At 70.2% G+C, this 17458-nt stretch carries 14 protein-coding genes and 1 pseudogene; 6 read left to right on the plus strand and 9 right to left on the minus strand.

Annotation, left to right across the window (positions count from 1 at the left end; all coding sequences use genetic code 11):
* Positions 1-105: 105 nt before the first annotated feature.
* From aceB to C1A17_RS05710, 3 genes are all read right to left on the minus strand, one after another.
* Complete coding sequence (gene aceB / locus C1A17_RS05700) at positions 106-1707, minus strand: malate synthase A (protein WP_101651701.1); 1602 nt, start codon at positions 1705-1707, stop codon at positions 106-108.
* A 97-nt stretch (positions 1708-1804) separates the two neighbouring features.
* Positions 1805-2251 carry a GlcG/HbpS family heme-binding protein gene (locus C1A17_RS05705; protein WP_101651703.1) on the minus strand — a complete coding sequence of 149 codons (447 nt, stop codon included), beginning with the start codon at positions 2249-2251 and terminating at the stop codon, positions 1805-1807.
* Positions 2252-3658, minus strand: a complete 1407-nt coding sequence (locus C1A17_RS05710) for an FAD-binding oxidoreductase (protein WP_101651705.1) — start codon at positions 3656-3658, stop codon at positions 2252-2254.
* A gap of 356 nt (positions 3659-4014) precedes the next feature.
* Here C1A17_RS05710 and C1A17_RS05715 point away from each other — a divergent pair, with 356 nt between their 5' ends.
* Entirely contained in the window at positions 4015-5937 is a 1923-nt protein-coding gene (locus C1A17_RS05715; RefSeq protein WP_146000585.1) for an L-lactate permease, read from the plus strand.
* 3 nt (positions 5938-5940) lie between these two features.
* Complete coding sequence (locus tag C1A17_RS05720; RefSeq protein ID WP_101651706.1) at positions 5941-6693, plus strand: IclR family transcriptional regulator; 753 nt, start codon at positions 5941-5943, stop codon at positions 6691-6693.
* Between the two features lie 67 nt (positions 6694-6760).
* Here the strand turns inward: C1A17_RS05720 and C1A17_RS05725 are convergent, their stop codons facing one another.
* Together C1A17_RS05725 and dapA are read right to left on the minus strand one after the other, a co-directional pair.
* A complete protein-coding gene (locus C1A17_RS05725; RefSeq protein WP_101651708.1) occupies positions 6761-8446 on the minus strand; it encodes a ribonuclease J in 1686 nt (561 codons plus the stop codon).
* A complete protein-coding gene (dapA, locus tag C1A17_RS05730) occupies positions 8443-9363 on the minus strand; it encodes a 4-hydroxy-tetrahydrodipicolinate synthase (RefSeq protein WP_101651710.1) in 921 nt (306 codons plus the stop codon). The genes C1A17_RS05725 and dapA overlap by 4 nt, the downstream gene beginning before the upstream one ends.
* A 242-nt stretch (positions 9364-9605) precedes the next feature.
* Between dapA and C1A17_RS14460 the strand changes: the two are divergent.
* The 4 genes and pseudogenes from C1A17_RS14460 to C1A17_RS05750 all read left to right on the plus strand — a co-directional run.
* A pseudogene (locus C1A17_RS14460) lies at positions 9606-10688 on the plus strand (AMP-binding protein); the annotation flags it as partial.
* A 123-nt stretch (positions 10689-10811) separates the two neighbouring features.
* The gene (locus tag C1A17_RS14465) at positions 10812-11087 is read left to right on the plus strand and encodes an AMP-binding enzyme (RefSeq protein WP_245873782.1); all 276 of its coding nucleotides are present in this window, start codon (positions 10812-10814) and stop codon (positions 11085-11087) included.
* A 122-nt stretch (positions 11088-11209) separates the two neighbouring features.
* Positions 11210-12445 (plus strand): heparan-alpha-glucosaminide N-acetyltransferase domain-containing protein, encoded by a 1236-nt coding sequence (locus C1A17_RS05745; RefSeq protein WP_245873511.1) that lies wholly within the window; start codon positions 11210-11212, stop codon positions 12443-12445.
* A gap of 48 nt (positions 12446-12493) precedes the next feature.
* Positions 12494-14071, plus strand: a complete 1578-nt coding sequence (locus C1A17_RS05750) for an AMP-binding protein (RefSeq protein ID WP_101651716.1) — start codon at positions 12494-12496, stop codon at positions 14069-14071.
* A 12-nt stretch (positions 14072-14083) separates the two neighbouring features.
* Here the strand turns inward: C1A17_RS05750 and C1A17_RS05755 are convergent, their stop codons facing one another.
* The 4 genes from C1A17_RS05755 to C1A17_RS05770 form a co-directional block, all read right to left on the minus strand.
* Positions 14084-14527, minus strand: a complete 444-nt coding sequence (locus C1A17_RS05755) for a hypothetical protein (protein ID WP_101651718.1) — start codon at positions 14525-14527, stop codon at positions 14084-14086.
* Entirely contained in the window at positions 14527-15276 is a 750-nt protein-coding gene (gene dapB, locus C1A17_RS05760; RefSeq protein WP_101651720.1) for a 4-hydroxy-tetrahydrodipicolinate reductase, read from the minus strand. The genes C1A17_RS05755 and dapB overlap by 1 nt, the downstream gene beginning before the upstream one ends.
* Before the next feature lie 114 nt (positions 15277-15390).
* Positions 15391-16020: a superoxide dismutase gene (locus tag C1A17_RS05765; RefSeq protein WP_101651722.1), complete on the minus strand. Its 630-nt coding sequence runs from the start codon at positions 16018-16020 to the stop codon at positions 15391-15393.
* 145 nt (positions 16021-16165) lie between these two features.
* Complete coding sequence (locus C1A17_RS05770) at positions 16166-17455, minus strand: M16 family metallopeptidase (protein ID WP_245873513.1); 1290 nt, start codon at positions 17453-17455, stop codon at positions 16166-16168.
* Between the last annotated feature and the right edge of the window lie 3 nt (positions 17456-17458).

The following is a 17458-nucleotide window of genomic DNA, read 5'->3' on the forward strand; positions in this document are numbered from 1 at the left end:
TCCCGCAGCGCCGCGATCGGCCGACGACGCGACGACGCGGGGGCACCCACTGGTCGGTGAGTGCCCCCGCGTCACCTGCCTGCGCGGCAGGAGCGGCCGATCCGCTCAGCCGAGCAGCTCGTAGGCCGGGATGGTGAGGAAGTCGTGGTACTCCTCGGCCGTGGCCATCCGGGCGAACAGGTCCTTCGAGGTCTGCCACTGCGCGGCGTCGCCGGGCAGCTTCGCCACCTCCTCCTCGATGAGGCGGTCGACGAGCTCCTTCGTCACCGTCTCACCGGAGTCGGAGAGCGTGACGCCGAAGTGCAGCCACTGCCACACCTGCGAGCGGGAGATCTCCGCGGTCGCCGCATCCTCCATGAGGCCGTTGATCGCAGCTGCGCCGTTGCCGCCGAGCCACGCCGCGACGTACTGGATGCCCACCGAGATGTTGGCGCGCAGACCGGCCTCGGTGATCTCACCCGGGGTGTCCTTGACCGCGAGGAGGTCGGCGGCGGAGACGGAGACGTCCTCGCGCTTCTTCTCGATCTGGTTGGGCTTCTCGCCGAGCACCGCGGTGAACTCGGTGCGGCAGGCCTCGACCATGCCCGGGTGGGCGACCCAGGAGCCGTCGAAGCCGTCGTTCGCCTCGCGCGACTTGTCCTTCTCCACCTGGTCGAAGGCCTTAGCGTTGGCCGCCTCGTCCTTCGACGGGATGAAGGCGCTCATGCCGCCGATCGCGTGCGCTCCGCGCTTGTGGCAGGTCCGCACGAGCAGTTCGGTGTAGGCGCGCATGAACGGCACGGTCATGGTGACCTGGGCGCGGTCCGGGAGGATCCAGTCCTCGCCCTTGGCGCGGTGGGTCTTGATGACGGAGAAGATGTAGTCCCAGCGGCCGGCGTTGAGGCCCGCGGAGTGGTCGCGGAGCTCGTAGAGGATCTCCTCCATCTGGAACGCGGCCGGGTAGGTCTCGATGAGGCAGGTGGCCCGGATCGTGCCCTGCGGGACCCCGAGCGCGTCCTGCGCGTGGACGAACACGTCGTTCCACAGCCGCGCCTCGAGGTAGGACTCCATCTTGGGGATGTAGAAGTAGGGGCCGCGGCCCTTCTCGATCTGCTTGATGCCGGCGGTGGCGAAGTACAGCGCGAAGTCGACGAGGGAGCCCGAGGCGATCTCGCCGTCGATGCGCATGTGCTTCTCCTCGAGGTGCCAGCCGCGCGGACGGACGACGATCGTCGGCAGCTCCTCATCGGGGCGCAGGGTGTACTCCTTGCCCTGCTCGGAGACGAAGTCGATCTCGCGGTTGACCGAGTCGAGGAGGTTGACCTGGCCGCCGAGCACGGAGTCCCAGGCGGGGGTGTTCGCGTCCTCCTGGTCGGCGAGCCAGACCTTGGCGCCGGAGTTGAGCGCGTTGATCGTCATCTTCCGGTACGTCGGGCCGGTGACCTCGACGCGGCGGTCCTCGAGCCCGGGTGCGGGCGGGGCGACCTGCCACGAGTCGTCCTCGCGGATGTGCTTGGTCTCCTCGAGGAAGTCGAGCTCCTCGCCGGCGTCGAGGCGGGCCTGGCGGTCCTTGCGGGCGGCGAGCCGCTCCTTCCGGGTGGCGGCGAACGCGCGGTGGAGCGAGACGATGAGCTCGAGCGCGGGGCGGGTGAGGACGGCTGCGTGCTCCGGCTGGATCTCGCCGGTGATCTCCAGGCCGTCGGGCAGATCGATGTTCGTGGTGGTCATGAGGAACTCCTCGATATCGGATTGCTGGTGCTGTCGGATGCGGGTGGTGCGGTGGACGGCGTCGGGCCGTCCGGTGCGACGGGTGCGGGCGGCCGGGTCAGGCGGTCGCCGGGGGCTCGGCTCCGAGGCGTTCGAGGACGGCCGCAGCGATGACCGCGTCCTCGTCCGGCTTGCCGCCGGCGACGCCGAGGCCGCCGACGAGGGTGCCGTCGAAGACGAGCGGCACGCCGCCGGCGATGCTCGTGAGCAGTCCGCCGGTGCCGTGCTCGAGCTTCTGCGCGAGCTCGGGGTTCATGAGCGCGCTGGGCCGGCGGGTGGAGGCGGCGGTGTGCGCCTTGCGCCGGCTCGTCTCGACGCTGTGCGGCGTCATGCCGTCGGCGCGGCCGTAGGCGACGAGTCCGAGGGCGGGGTCGACGATCGTCGCGCAGGCGCGCACGCCGACCCTCTCCCCCTCCTCGATCGTCAGCGCGACGGCGCGCGCGGCGGTGTCATGGGTGATGACGGGGACGGAGGTGTAGACGGGAGCGGTCGGGTCGACGGTCATTCAGCGTCCTTCCTGCACTTCGAAGACGGTGCCGGGGTTGAGGATACCCTGCGGGTCGAGGGCGTTCTTGATGCGATGGTTGAGCTCGAGCACGTCCGGGCCCAGGTAGTCGCCGAGCCACGGCCGCTTGAGCCGGCCCACTCCGTGCTCACCGGTGATCGTGCCGCCGAGCGACACCGCGAGGTCGATGATCTCGCCGTACGCGATGTGCGCGCGCTCGCGGGCCGCGTCGTCGGTGGGATCGAAGACGACGAGCGGGTGGGTGTTGCCGTCGCCGGCGTGGGCCATGACGGCGACGAGGACCTCGCGGTTCCGGCTGATCTCCTCGATCCCCTCGACGAGGCGGCCGAGCTCCGGGAGCGGCACGCCGCAGTCCTCGAGGAGGATCGTGCCCTTCTTCTCCACCGCCGGGATCGCGATCCGGCGGGCGGCGATGAATGCCTGGCCCTCGTCAGGATCGTCGGTGTGGTAGCACTCGGTGGCGTTGTTCGAGGTGCACGCCTCCGCGATGATCTCGATCTCGTGCTGGGCGTAGCCCGCGGGCTCGTCGGACTGCACGATGAGCATCGCCGCAGCCTCGCGGTCGAGGCCCATCCGGGTCTCGTCCTCGACCGCGTTGATCGTCGGCCGGTCCATGAACTCGAGCATCGAGGGGCGCAGCCGGCCGGTGATCCCGAGCACGGCGCTCGTCGCGTCCTCGAGGGTGCGGAAGGTGGCGACGAGGGTGCTGGGATTGCGCTTGACGTGGATGAGGCGCAGCGTCACCTCGGTGATGATCCCGAGAGTGCCCTCGCTGCCGACGAACAGCTTGGTGAGCGACAGGCCGGCGACGTCCTTGAGGCGCGGCCCGCCGAGCGTCACGAGCCGGCCGTCGGACAGCACGACCTTCATGCCGAGGACGTAGTCGGTGGTGACCCCGTACTTCACGCAGCACAGGCCGCCGGCGTTCGTCGCGATGTTCCCGCCGATCGAGCAGAACTCGAACGAGGCCGGGTCCGGTGGGTACCACAGGCCGTGCTCGGCGGCCGCCGCCTTGACCTCGGCGTTGATCGCCCCGGGCTGCGCGACGGCGGTGAGGGTGATGGGATCGATGCGGATCTCCTTCATCCGCTCGACGGAGAGCACGATCGCGCCGTTCTGCGCGGTCGAACCGCCGGACAGTCCGGAACCGGCCCCACGCGGCACCACGGGGGTGTTCGTCGCAGCGGCGAAGCGCACGGCGGCCTGGACGTCCTCGGTGCAGGTGGCGCGGACCACGGCGAGCGGCATGCCCGCATCGGGATCGTTGGCGCGGTCCCAGCGATAGGCCTCCATCTTCACCGGATCGGTGATGACGGCCCCCTCGGGCAGCTGCGCGGCGAGCTCTTCGAGCGTCTGCGCGGTGATCGTGGCGTCCACGGTGGTCATGGCTTCCGTCCTTCCCGGGCCGTGCGGCTGCGCGGCTGAGTATGAGGTGCGACACCTTCGTCCTCCGCAATCTACAGGCTGAGGAATGAAATCGCTATTTCGCATCATGGAATCTTGGAAGGGCGCATGGTTGCTCTCCGAGATCAGTTTTTCCGCCTCGTGGAATGCCGCGCGCCCCGGAATCACGCGCGTCGTTCACATACTGCTCCCAGGAACCGCTCATCGAACGCTTGCACCGTGCGCTCGCGTCCTCTACTGTCTCCGTGACTGGAGTCACAGACCCCGCCGGGCACAGCCGCCCGGTCGGCCTGTGACGGCCCCTCACTTCATGCGGCACCGCCGTGGACAGGAACGACATGGACAATCTCTTCGTCGCGGCGCTGCTGGCGCTCCTCCCGATCATCGTGGCCGGTGTGCTGCTGCTCGGCTTCCGGATGCCGGCCGCGATCGCCATGCCCATCAGCCTCGTCGTCGCGGCCGCGGTCGCGTTCTTCGCCTGGCAGATCGATCTCGTCACCATCGGCGCCTCGATCGTGCAGGGCATCCTCGTCGCGGTGGGCCTGCTGTGGATCGTGTTCGGCGCACTCCTCATGCTCGCCACCGTGACGAAGTCCGGCGCGATCGACACGATCCGCGCCGGCTTCATCTCCGTGTCCGCGGACCGTCGCGTGCAGGTCATCATCGTCGCCTGGCTGTTCGGCAGCTTCATCGAGGGCGCAGCCGGCTTCGGCACGCCCGCCGCCGTCGTCGCCCCGCTCATGCTCGCTCTCGGGTTCCCGGCGATCGCCGCGGTGCTCTTCGGCCTCATCATCCAGTCGACCCCGGTGAGCTTCGGCGCCGTCGGCACCCCGATGCTCACCGGCATCGGCAACGGCCTGGCCGACGAGACCGGTGCGATGTCGTCCGACGTCGCCGAGCGCGCCGGCGCGCTCGGCCTCGATCAGCTCGGATTCGTCGCCCACACCGCGAGCCAGGTCGCCATCATCCACGGCATCTGCGGCATCCTCATCCCGCTCACCCTGTGCTGCTTCATGACCGGGTTCTTCGGCAGCCGCCGCCGGTTCGCCGACGGCCTCGCCGTCGCGCCCTTCGCGATCTTCGCGGCGGTCGCGATGATCGTCCCCTACCTCCTCGTCGCGATCTTCCTCGGACCCGAGTTCCCCTCGATGATCGGCGGCCTCGTCGGCCTCCTCATCGTCGTGCCGGCCGCCCGCGCCGGCTTCCTCACCCCCAAGGACACCTGGGAGTTCGCGCCGCGCTACCGCTGGCCCGAGCGCTGGATGGGCTCGGTGAGCCCGGCCGAGGAGGCCTCCCACCTCAAGAAGCGCATGCCGCTCGTGCAGGCCTGGGCGCCGTACCTCATCGTCGTCGTCCTGCTGCTCCTCACCCGCAACATCCCGGAGATCAAGGCGTTCCTCACCGGCCCCGCGGTCATCAAGGTCGAGGGCATCTTCGGCACGCCGATCAACCAGAACATGGACCTGCTCTACTCCCCGGGCGCGATCTTCGTCCTCGCCTCGCTCATCACGATCGTCCTCCACCGGATGAACGGCCGGCAGGTCGCCGCCTCGTGGGGACTCGCCGGCGGGCAGATCGCCGGAGCCGCCGTCGCGCTCCTGTGCTCGGTGCCGATGGTGCGCGTGTTCATCAACTCCGGCCCCGACTACAACGCCGCCGGCATGGATTCGATGCCGGTGACGCTCGCCTCGGCGGCGGCGGAGACGCTCGGTCAGAACTGGCCGCTCGCCGCACCGTTCGTCGGAGCGCTCGGCGCCTTCGTCGCCGGGTCGAACACCGTATCCAACCTCATGTTCGCGCAGTTCCAGTTCACCACCGGCGTCAACATCGGCGCGGCGTCGCCCGAGACCGTCGTCGCCGCACAGGCGGTGGGCGGAGCGGCCGGCAACATGGTCTCCGTCCACAACGTCGTCGCCGCTGCCGCGACCGTCGGACTGCTCGGCCGCGAGGGCGACCTCATCCGCAAGACGATCATCCCGATGGCGGTCTACTGCCTCACCGCGGGATCGATCGCCTACATCATGGTGTTCGGCCCCGGCCTCAACATCGGCACGATCCTGCTGGCGCTCGTCCTCATCGGTCTCGCGGTGACGTTCGTCGTCCTATCCCGCTCCGGCGGGAAGGACAACGACGAGCTCCTCCCCGTCGACGAGGCCCAGGAGCGGGCCGCGGCCGAGGTGCCGGCCGGCGCACCCGTGGCGGACCCGGCCGAGCACTCGGCCGACCACCGCCGCGACACCGGACCCGCCGACCGCCGCTGAACCATGCCTCCCGCGCAGCGCGTCCAATCGGTCGATCGCACCCTCGACGTCCTCGAAGCCCTCGCGGACGCCGGGGGTGCGGCGCGCAGCAAGGATCTCGCCACCGCGATCCGGCTCCCGGTGCCCACGGTGCACCGGGTCCTCTCCACGCTCGCGGCGCGCGGGATCGTGCTCCAGCTCGCCGACCGGAGCTACTCGCTCGGGCCGCGCCTGGTGCGCCTCGGCGCGGTCGCCGCGCACCAGACGGGCGCGGAGGCCCAGCCGCTCCTCGCCGCGCTCGCAGAGGCGCTCGGGGAGACCGTCAACCTCGCGTTCTTCACCCGCGACTCGATGACCTACGTCGCGCAGGCCGCCTCGCCCCGCTCGATGCGGATGTTCACCGAGGTCGGACGGCGGGTGCCGCTCCACAACACCGGGGTCGGCAAGGCGGTGCTCGCGCGGCTGCCCGAGGACGAGGCGCGCGCGCTCCTCTCCCCCCCCGGCTCTTATACACATCTGACGCCGCCGACGAACTTAGCCGTCCTCGACGAGCTCGCCCGAGCCCGGCACTCCGGATTCGCGGTCGACGACGAGGAGCAGGAGGTCGGCGTCCGCTGCCTCGCCGTCGCGATCGACGGCGGTCCGGCTCCGGCAGGGCTGTCCGTGTCGGGTCCCTCCTCGCGACTCACCCCCGACGCCTTCACCGAGGTCGCCCGGTCGCTCACGGACACCGCCGACCGGCTCGCCGCCCGCTGGCGCTCCTACCAGACGGACTGAGCCGGCCCGCCGCGAGGGCGGACCGGCTCGGTACCGGAGTGCGGACCCGTCCGGGGACGGGCCTGAGTCAGACGATGACGACCATCGGGACGATCATCGGCCGGCGACGGAGCTTGGAGGAGATCCAGCGGCCCAGGGTGCGCCGGATGACCTGCTGGAGCCGGTGCTCGTCCTTGGTCCCGTTCTCGAGCGCCTCCTTGACGGCGGACTCGATCTTCGGCCGGATCGAGTTGAACACCGAGTCGTTCTCCGCCACGCCGCGGGCGTGGACGATCGGACCGGCGAGGATCTCCCGGCGCTTGGCGTCGACGGTCATGAACACCGAGACGAAGCCCTCGTCGGCGAGAGTCCTGCGATCCTTGAGGTCGGCCTCGGTGACCTCTCCCACGGAGGACCCGTCGACGAAGACGTAGTCGCAGTCGACCGCTCCGACGACCTCCGCGTGGCCGTCCTTGAGATCGACGACCCAGCCGTCGTCGGCGATGACGACCTGGTCCTCGGGGACACCGGTGTCGATCGCGAGCTGCGCGTTGGCGAGCATGTGGCGCCATTCGCCGTGGACCGGCATGACTCCGCGCGGCTTGACGATGTTGTAGCAGTAGAGGAGCTCGCCGGCCGAGGCGTGGCCGGACACGTGGACCTTCGCGTTGCCCTTGTGGATGACGTTCGCGCCGAGCTTCATCAGCCCGTTGATCACGCGGAACACCGCGTTCTCGTTGCCCGGGATGAGCGAGGAGGCGAGGATGACGGTGTCGCCCTCCCCCACCTCGATCCGGTGGCTGCCGTTCGCCATCCGGGACAGCGCGGCCATCGGCTCGCCCTGCGAACCGGTGCACATGAGGACGACCTGGTCGTCGGGGAGCTTGTCGACGTCCTTGAGGTCGATGAGGACGCCGTGCGGGACGTGGAGGTAGCCGAGGTCCTGGGCGATCTTCATGTTGCGCACCATCGAGCGCCCGACGAGCGCGACCTTGCGGCCGTGCGCGCTCGCGGCCTCGAGGACCTGCTGCACGCGGTGGACGTGCGAGGCGAAGGAGGCGACGATGATGCGCCGCTCGGCCGTGCCGAACAGCGTCTCGAGGACCGGGCCGATGTTCTTCTCCGGCGAGGTGAAGCCGGGGACGTCGGCGTTCGTCGAGTCGGTGAGGAACAGGTCGATGCCCTCTTCGCCGAGCCGGGCGAACGCCCGGAGGTCGGTGATGCGGCGGTCGAGCGGGAGCTGGTCCATCTTGAAGTCGCCGGTATGGAGCACGGTCCCGGCGCCGGTGCGGATGCAGACGGCGAGCGCATCGGGGATCGAGTGGTTGACCGCGACGAACTCGAGGTCGAACGGGCCGAGCTGATCGGTGTCGTCCTCCTTGACCACGCGCGTGGTGGCCCGGATGCGGTGCTCCTTGAGCTTGGCCTCGATGAGCGCGAGGGTGAGCACGGATCCGAGGATCGGGATGTCGGCGCGACGCTTGAGGAGGTAGGGCACGGCCCCGATGTGGTCCTCGTGCCCGTGGGTGAGGACGAGGCCGACGATGTCGTCCATCCGTCCGTCGAGGTAGCTGAAGTCGGGCAGGATGAGGTCGATGCCGGGCTGCTCCTCCTCGGGGAAGAGCACGCCGCAGTCGACGATGAGGATCTTGCCGCGGTACTCGAACACCGTCATGTTCCGGCCGACCTCGCCGAGACCGCCGAGGGCGACGATGCGCAGGGCCTCCGGATCGACGACGGGCGGTTCACCGGGTTCTGCGAGAAATGTGGTCACTGGAGGTAACCGCTCCTTTTCAGTTGTGCGCGCACGTGCTCGACCTGCTCGTCGGAGGCCGGCAGCAGGGGCATGCGCGTGGCGCGGGTGGGAATCACTCCCTGGAGCTCGAGGGCGGCCTTGACCGCGACGACCCCGGGCATGTGATTCATGACTGCATCGACGAGGGGCGCGAGCTCCGCGGCGATGCGGCGGGCGGAGTCGAGGTCGTTGCCCTCGACGGCGGCCACCATGGAAGCGAATCGATCGGCGCTGACGTGGCCGACGACGGAGACGATGCCCACGGCCCCGCAGGCCATGAGCGGGAGGTTGAGGGCGTCCTCGCCCGAGTAGTACGCGAGCGGGCTCTCCGACATCACGCGCGCCGACGCCGCGAGGTCGCCCTTGGCGTCCTTGACCGCGAGGATCCGGGGGTGCTCGCCGAGCTCGAGCAGCGTCTCGGTGCTGATCGGCACGCCCGACCGGCCCGGGATGTCGTAGAGCATGACGGGCAGCTCGGTCGCGTCGGCGACGGTGCGCATGTGCGCGGCGATCGCAGCCTGCGGCGGCTTCGAGTAGTAGGGGGTGACGACGAGGAGTCCGTGGGCGCCCGCGGCGGCTGCCGCCCGGGCGAGCTCGACGGAGTGCGCGGTGTCGTTCGTGCCGACGCCCGCGATGATCCGCGCGCGGTCGCCGACGGCCCCGACGACGACTTCGAGGAGGCGCGTCTTCTCCTCATCCGAGGTGGTCGGCGATTCGCCGGTGGTGCCGGAGACGACGAGCTGGTCGTTGCCGAGGTCGACGAGATGGGCGGCGGTCGATTCGACGACCGCGTAGTCGATGGTCCCGTCCTCGGAGAAGGGCGTGATCATCGCCGTGCCCACGGCGCCGAACGCCTCGCGGACCTCGGCGGCCGCGGAATCAGAGATGAGTGCCATACGGCTCATCCTACCGGCTGGCACCGCCTCCCCGGACGCCGACGCGACCGCAGCGCGCCGCGGCGACCGTCGTCGGCGGACAGCAGGATCGCCTCGCACGGGGCCGTGGTGACATCCCACACCCGATTGGCTAGATTCGACCTCACCGAACGTTCACTCGTGTTCAATGTCGCATCCGAGGAGACCCCGTGACTTCTGCATCCGTCGAGGCCGCCGCTCTCGATCTCAGCCGTTCGCCGTCGATGGTCGGGAAGCTCCTGCGCCATGCGCACGAGATCCCCGACGCTCCGGCGCTGCGCTACCGGGGCACGGAGACGAGCTGGCGCGAGTACGCGGACTCCGCCCTCCGCCTCGCCGCCGACCTCCGCTCCCGCGGCGTGGGCCGCGACGACCGGGTCGCCGTGCTCACCACCAACCGGCCGGAGTTCATCCTCGTCACCGCGGCCACCGCCGCGCTCGGCGCGATCATCGTGCCGATCAACTTCCGGCTCACCGCGGCCGAGGTCGCCTACATCGTCGACAACACCACCCCTGCGCTGCTCGTCACCGAGCCGGACACGCTCGACCTCGTGCACGGCGCGCTCGGCGAATCCACCGCGCAGCCGGTCGTCATCGACTGCGCCTCCGAAGAGTTCCTCCGCGCGACGGGCGAGGGGGACCCGCTCGCGGTCGACGAGATCGTCGTGCCCGCCGGCTCCGACGACTACGTCATCCTCCACACCTCGGGCACCACCGGGCACCCCAAGGGCGCGGTCCTCACCTGCCACACCGTGTAGTCCGCCTCGGTGCAGAACGCGGCGCGCTGGGGCGCCGAGGCCGGTTCCGGCGTCGTCATGCTCGCCCCGCCCCTCTTCCACATCGGCTCCTTCATGTCGGCGCACGGGGCGCTCGCCGGGGGTGCGGCCGCCCTCGTCATCCCGAGCGCAGGGTTCGACGCCGGCGAGACGCTGGCACGGATGAAGGAGAACCAGGTGACGGCGTCCTTCATGGTCCCCCAGCAGTGGCACCTGCTGTGCGACGAGATCGAGCGCTCCGGCGGCGACGGGCTCGCGATCACCCACGTCAACTGGGGCGGTGCGCCGGCGAGCGAGAAACTCCTCCTCCGGATGGCCGAATGCATGCCCGAGGCGGCGATCACCGCGGTGTTCGGCCAGACCGAGACCACCGGCACCGCGATGAGCCTGCGGTTCGAGGACTCCCTGCGCAAGATCGGCTCGGTCGGCCACCCGACCGCGGAGACCTCGATCCGGGTGGTCGACCCGGAGATGAACGACGTCGGCGTCGACGAGGTCGGCGAGATCGTCTACCGGGGCCCGTGCGTCATGGACCGGTACTGGAACAACGAGAAGGCCACCGCCGAGGCGTTCCACGGCGGCTGGTTCCACTCCGGCGACCTCGTGCGCCGGGACGCCGAAGGGTTCATCTACGTCGTCGACCGGCTCAAGGACATGATCATCTCCGGCGGCGAGAACATCTACTGCGCCGAGATCGAGAACGCGCTCACCTGGCACCCGCAGGTGTCCGAGGTGAGCATCGTCGGCAGGCCCGACGAGAAGTGGGGCGAGGTGCCGGTCGCCTGCATCGTCCCCAAGGACCCCGACAACCCGCCGGACCTCGCGTCCGTGCGCGAGTACCTCCGCGATCGCCTCGCCTCGTACAAGCACCCCAAGGAGGTGCGGATCCTCGAGGCGTTCCCGCGCTCGGGCATGGGCAAGATCCAGTAGACCGTCCTGCGCGACACCGTCCGCCCCGCCTGATCGGCCCCGCGGCCGGGGCATCCGGGATCCGGCCGCCGCGTGTGTGGCACAATCGTCCCCGTCCGCTCCCCTACCCTGCAGGAGTTCGCGTGGTCGATGCCCCGACCGTGGCCCGTCGGCTCGCACCCGACGGTCGGAATCTCGGCATCGACACCGCCCGGGGCCTGGCGCTGTTCGGGATGATGATCACGCACATCATCGCCTTCACCGCCGAGGACGGCTCCTTCACCCGGGCGGTGTGGTTCGCCGGTCGCTCCTCTGCCCTGTTCGCGGTGCTCGCCGGTTTCTCCGTGGTCCTGAGCACCCGGCGCGTCCTCGCCCGCCCGGGCGGCCGGGCGTGGGCGGCGGCCGCCTCGGGGCTCGTGCTCCGCGGCATCATCATCGGCGTCATCGGCCTGCTGCTCGGCCTCGTCAGCTCGAGCATCGCGATCATCCTGACGTTCTACGGCGTGATGTTCGTGCTCGCGCCGCTCTTCCTCCGCCTCCCGCCCCTCGCCCTCGGCCTCCTCGCGCCCCTGTGGCTGACCCTCGTCCCGGTGCTGAGCATGGTCGTGCGCCGGGAGTTCGGACTCGAGACCTCGTACATCGTCCCGACCCCCGGCGATCTCGTCACCCCGGGGCCGCTGCTCACCGACCTGCTGCTCACCGGGTACTACCCGGTGGTGCCCTGGATGGGCTACCTCATCCTCGGGATGTTCCTCGCGCGGCTCGACTGGCGCGCGCCGCGCACGGCGATCACCGCGCAGCTCATCGGCCTCGGCACCGCCGTGCTCGCCAAGGCGGTCTCCTCGCTGCTCCTCACCGCCGGCGGCCGGAGCGCCCTCGAGGCGACCCTCGGACCGGTGCCCGCCGGCGAACCGGGATCGCTCGAGCACACGCTGACCACCGGCTCGTACGGGATCACCCCGCCCGACTCGTGGTGGTGGCTCGCCACCGCCGGGCCGCACTCGGCCACCCCGTTCGACCTCCTCCACACCGCCGGTCTCGCGGCCGCGGTGCTCGGCGTGTGCTCGCTCGCCGCGATCGTCCTCGGAGAGCGGGCGTGGCTGCTCGCTCCGCTCAGCGCGCCCGGATCCATGCCGCTGAGCGTCTACACCGGTCACGTCGTGTTCCTCGAGATCAGCCGGCTCGCACCCATCCGATCGCTCGTCGAGCTCATGATCCACGTCGGCCTCGCCGTGCTCTTCGCCCTGCTGTGGCGGGGATTCGCCTCCCCGCGCGGGCCTCTCGAATGGCCCGTGTCCTCGGCGGTGCGCGCGGTGCAGCGGCGCGTGCTCGGAGATTCCCGCCCGACACCCGGTGACACGCGCGACCCGGTCCGTTAGATTCGTGGTGACCGAACGTTCGGTGACCATTAAGGAGAGACGTCGACGATGACATCCGCAGACCAGGCAGCCCTCGCATTCAGCCGCTCCGTATCGGTGGTCGCCAAGATCTTCCGACATGCCCATGAGGTGCCCGACGCCATCGCCATGAGCTTCCGCGGAGAGGACATCACGTGGGAGCAGTTCGCGGCGCAGATCCGCCGCGCGGCGGCCGATCTGCGGGCGCGCGGGGTGGGCCGCGGGGACCGCGTGGCGGTCCTGCTGACCAATCGTCCCGAGTTCCTCGTCCTCACCCAGGCCGCCTCCGCGATCGGGGCGATCATCGTCCCCATCAACTTCTGGCTCACCGCCGGCGAGGTCGCCTTCATCGTCGACAACGTCACCCCGACGATGCTGTTCGTCGAGTCCCAGGTCGCCGAGCTCAGCGCCCGCGCCGTCGACCAGGCGGCGGCCGAGCCGCAGATCGTCGACTGCGACGCGGTCGATCTCCTCGATCTCACGGACCCGGACCGCGCGGAGCTCGCGGCGACCGATCTCGTGGTCCCCGCGGCGGACGACGACTTCGCGATCATGCACACCTCGGGCACCACCGGCAATCCCAAGGGCGCGGTGATCTCGCACTCGAACATCTTCGCGTGCTCGACCCAGGTGGCGAACCGGTGGGGCATCCGGAGCGGACGGGGCGTCGTCATGCTCGCCCCTCCCCTGTTCCACATCGGGACCTTCCTCGGTTGCCACGGTGCGCTCGCCGGGGGCGGCACCGCGCTCGTCGTGCCGAGCGCGGGGTTCGACGCGGGCGAGACGCTCGCGACGATGAAGCGGTTCGCGGTGACGGCGGCATTCATGGTGCCCCAGCAGTGGCAGCTCCTGTGCGCGGAGATCGAGCGCTCCGGCGGCGACGGGCTGGCGATCACCCACGTCAACTGGGGCGGCGCGCCGGCGAGGGAGAAGCTCCTCGAGCGGATGAAGGACTCGATGCCCGGGGCCGAGGTCAAGGCCTCGTTCGGACAGACCGAGACGACCGGCTACGGCGTCGGCCTCGAGTTCGAGGACTCCCTACGGAAGATCGGCTCCGTGGGCAAGCCCATGGACGACACCTCGATCCGGGTGGTCGACCCGGAGATGAACGACGTCGGCGTCGACGAGGTCGGCGAGATCGTCTACCGGGGCCCGTGCGTCATGGACCGGTACTGGAACAACGAGAAGGCCACCGCCGAGGCGTTCCACGGCGGCTGGTTCCACTCCGGCGACCTCGTGCGCCGGGACGCCGAAGGGTTCATCTACGTCGTCGACCGGCTCAAGGACATGATCATCTCCGGCGGCGAGAACATCTACTGCGCCGAGATCGAGAACGCGCTCACCTGGCACCCGCAGGTGTCCGAGGTGAGCATCGTCGGCAGGCCCGACGAGAAGTGGGGCGAGGTGCCCGTCGCCTGCATCGTCCCCAAGGACCCGGACAACCCGCCTGACCTCGCGTCCGTGAGGGAGTACCTCGCCGACCGGCTGGCGAACTACAAGCATCCCAAGGGCGTGGAGATCCTCGACACCTTCCCGCGCTCGGGGATCGGCAAGATCCAGAAGACCGTGCTCCGCGACCAGGTCCAGCGGCCCGACGCCGCGGGCTGAGGGAGCGTCCGGTCAGCGGCCGCGCTCGAGGGCGATCGCCTTCCGCATGGACCGGCGCGCCCGCTTGCGGTCGCCGGCGGCGTCGTAGGCGCACGACAGGCGGAACCAGCTGCGCCAGTCCGCGGGCGCGGATTCGACCTCCGCGCGGTACTTCGCGAACTCCGCATCCGCCGCCTCGCGGACGATCCGGCCGCCCGGCGCGCGGGGCAGGGTGTCCTCCGGCAGGCCGCCCTCGGCCTCGAGGATCTTCCCGAGGCGCTGCATCCTGGAGCCGAACAGCAGCTCGGCGATGAGCGCCCAAGCGCCGACGATCGGCAGGGCGAGCAGGGCGACGCCGAGCGCCTTCGCGACGGTGCTGTCGTCGGTGATCATGATCCAGCCGCGCTGCACGGTGAAGGCGAGGTACAGGGCGAGCAGCGCCGCGACGACGAACGCCCCGATCTTCGCGGCGGGCATCAGAGGGTGAGGTAGTTCTCGAGGCCGACGCTGAGTCCGGAGCGGGAGCCGATCGCACGCACCGCGGTGAGGATGCCGGGCATGAAGGCGGTCGTCGAGAAGGTGTCCGTGCGGACGGTGAGGGCCTCACCGGTGGTGCCGAAATGGATCTCCTCGCTCGCGTTCATCCCGAGCTGCCGCACGGCATGGACATGGATCCCGTCGATGACGGCGCCGCGCGCCCCGTGGGGGTCGGATTCGGTGGCGTCGGGCACCGGGGGCAGGCCCGCTGCCCGCCGCGCCTCGGCGATCCGCTGGGCGGTGTGGACGGCGGTGCCCGAGGGCGCATCGAGCTTGCGCGGATGGTGGATCTCCACGACCTCCGCGGAGTCGAAGTACTTCGCCGCGATCTCGGCGAAGTGCATCGCGAGCACGGCGCCGATCGAGAAGTTCGGGGCGATGAGCACCGCGGTGTCCGGATGTCCGGCGAGCAGCTCCTCGAGCCTGCCGAGGCGCTCGGCGTCCCACCCGGTGGTCCCGACCACGGTGTCGATGTCGTGCTCGACGAGGAAGCGCACGTTGTCCTCGGTGGACTTCGGCACGGTGAGCTCGACGACGACGTCCGGCCGCGCGTCGAGCACCTGCTCCAGCGGGTCGGAGCTGCCGAGCGCGGCGACGAGCTCGAGACCCGCGGCCTCCTCGATCGCCTGCACGGCGTTCGAGCCCATGCGTCCCTGTGCGCCGATGACGGCGACCCTGATGTCATTCATGAATTCTTGTCCTCCCGGCGGTCCATCCTACCGTCGGCGCGGGCGCAGACGACTGCGGACCCGGTCGTGACGACCGGGTCCGCAGATCATGCGTCAGCGCTCAGGCGCGTCGGCTCACTTGCCGAACAGCAGACCCGGGGTCTGGGTGCGTGCACGCTCGAAGCGACCCTGCACGTCCTCCCAGTTGACGATGTTCCACCACGCCTTGACGTAGTCGGGCTTGACGTTCTGGTAGTCGAGGTAGAACGCGTGCTCCCACATGTCGAGCTGGAGCAGCGGGATGTAGCCGACCTGGACGTTGCCCTGCTGATCGTAGAGCTGCTCGATGGTGAGGCGCTGACCGAGCGTGTCCCAGCCGAGGATGGCCCAGCCGGAGCCCTGGATCGAGGTGGCGACGCCGGTGAACTGGCCCTGGAAGCCGTCGAACCCGCCGAACTGGTCGTCGATCGCCGCGGCGAGCTCGCCGGTGGGCTTGTCGCCGCCGTCCGGGGACATGTTGTTCCAGAAGATCGAGTGGTTGACGTGGCCGCCGAGGTTGAAGGAGAGGTCCTTCGAGAGCTTGCCGATGGTGCCGAAGTCGCCCTTCTCACGGGCCTCGGCCATCTGCTCGAGGGCGGTGTTCGCACCCTTGACGTAGGTGGCATGGTGCTTGTCGTGGTGCAGCTCCATGATCTTCGCCGAGATGTGCGGCTCGAGCGCAGCGTAGTCGTAGGGCAGTTCCGGGAGCGAGTACTGCTCAACCATGTGTTTCCTCCTCTATGGACGGATGCCGCGACGGGCTCCGGTCCGACTGGGGTGCGGCGATCTGCCGCCATGCATTCTCGACCCTATCGAAGGGTTCTGCCACCGACAACGAGATCGGGCCTCCCAGTATTCCGAGAGCGCGGCCTCACGTCCGCAGGGTGAGATCCGGGTTCGGCCCGCAGGTCACGAGCGCGCGCGGTCCCGCGGCCAGCCGATGCGCCAGCGCGGTGACCTGTTCGGGGGTGACCGCCCGGACGCGGTCGATGAGGTCGGACGGCGACTGGAGCTCGCGGCCGTAGAGCTCGGCGCGCGCCAGGCGGTTCATCCGCGCCGCCGAGCTCTCGAGACCGAGCACGGTGGATCCCGCCACCTGCGACACGATCGCCTCGACCTCGGCCTCGCTCGGCACCTCGGAGGCGAGCCGTTCGAGCTCCGCGACGCTGAGGTCGACGACCTCCTGGGCCGCGGCCGGCGAGGTCCCGGCATAGATCCCGAACTGCCCGGAATCCGCATGGGTGCTCGCGATGCAGTGGACGCTGTAGGCGAGGCCCCGGTCCTCGCGGATCTCCTGGAACAGGCGGGAGGACATGCCGCCGCCGAGCAGCGAGTAGAGCACGGTCATGACGAACCGGTCGTCGTGGGCCTCGGGCAGGCCGGGCATCCCGAGGATGATCCCCTGCTGCTCGGTCTCCCGGACGACCGAGCGCACGCCGGCGGTGAAATCCGGAGCGGTGCGCACCGGGCGCAGACCGGTCGGCGCGCCGCCGCCGAGGTCGGGCAGCGTCGCGGTCGCCCGGGCGACGAGCTCGACGAGCCGCTCGTGCGCGGCCCCGCCGGCGGCGGCGAACACGAGCCGGGGCCCGACGTAGTCGTGCGCATAGTGGTCGAGGAGCGTCCGGTGCGGCAGCGCCCGGATCTGCTCCTTGCGCGCCCCCACCGGCCGCCCGAGCGGGTGGTCGGGGTAGACGTGCTCGTCGAAGGCGTCGTAGAGCACTTCGGCGGGGTCGTCGGCGCTCATCGCGAGCTCCTCGAGGATGACCCCGCGCTCGCGCTCGAACTCCGCCGCATCGATCGTCGAGGTCAGCACCATGTCCCACAGGAGCGCGGTGATCTCCGGGACGTCGTCGACGAGGCAGCGGGAGAAGTAGCACGTGTACTCCTTCGCGGTCACCGCGTTGCTCCCCCCGCCGGTGCGGTCGAACGCCTCGGCGATCTGCCGGGCCGACCGCCCCGGAGTGCCCTTGAAGAGCATGTGCTCGAGGAAGTGCGTCGACCCGGCCGCCTCCGGCGCCTCGTCGCGCGATCCGGAGTCGACCCAGATGCCGACGGTCTCGGATTCGAGGCCCGGCATGGTCTCGGAGATCACGCGGATACCGCTGGGGAGGACAGAGCGGTAGACGCTGCTGCCCTCCCCCAGGAGCTGTTCGGTGGTCAAACC

It is taken from the genome of Brevibacterium ihuae (assembly GCF_900184225.1).
Lineage (GTDB): Bacteria > Actinomycetota > Actinomycetes > Actinomycetales > Brevibacteriaceae > Brevibacterium > Brevibacterium ihuae.

Excerpts from the sequence above, each read along its gene's own strand:
- aceB (WP_101651701.1), bottom strand. The coding sequence starts at position 1,707 with ATGACCACCACGAACATCGATCTGCCCGACGGCCTGGAGATCACCGGC.
- C1A17_RS05705 (WP_101651703.1), bottom strand. The coding sequence starts at position 2,251 with ATGACCGTCGACCCGACCGCTCCCGTCTACACCTCCGTCCCCGTCATC.
- C1A17_RS05710 (WP_101651705.1), bottom strand. The coding sequence starts at position 3,658 with ATGACCACCGTGGACGCCACGATCACCGCGCAGACGCTCGAAGAGCTC.
- C1A17_RS05715 (WP_146000585.1), top strand. The coding sequence starts at position 4,015 with ATGGACAATCTCTTCGTCGCGGCGCTGCTGGCGCTCCTCCCGATCATC.
- C1A17_RS05720 (WP_101651706.1), top strand. The coding sequence starts at position 5,941 with ATGCCTCCCGCGCAGCGCGTCCAATCGGTCGATCGCACCCTCGACGTC.
- dapA (WP_101651710.1), bottom strand. The coding sequence starts at position 9,363 with ATGGCACTCATCTCTGATTCCGCGGCCGCCGAGGTCCGCGAGGCGTTC.
- C1A17_RS14465 (WP_245873782.1), top strand. The coding sequence starts at position 10,812 with ATGATCATCTCCGGCGGCGAGAACATCTACTGCGCCGAGATCGAGAAC.
- C1A17_RS05750 (WP_101651716.1), top strand. The coding sequence starts at position 12,494 with ATGACATCCGCAGACCAGGCAGCCCTCGCATTCAGCCGCTCCGTATCG.
- C1A17_RS05755 (WP_101651718.1), bottom strand. The coding sequence starts at position 14,527 with ATGCCCGCCGCGAAGATCGGGGCGTTCGTCGTCGCGGCGCTGCTCGCC.
- dapB (WP_101651720.1), bottom strand. The coding sequence starts at position 15,276 with ATGAATGACATCAGGGTCGCCGTCATCGGCGCACAGGGACGCATGGGC.
- C1A17_RS05765 (WP_101651722.1), bottom strand. The coding sequence starts at position 16,020 with ATGGTTGAGCAGTACTCGCTCCCGGAACTGCCCTACGACTACGCTGCG.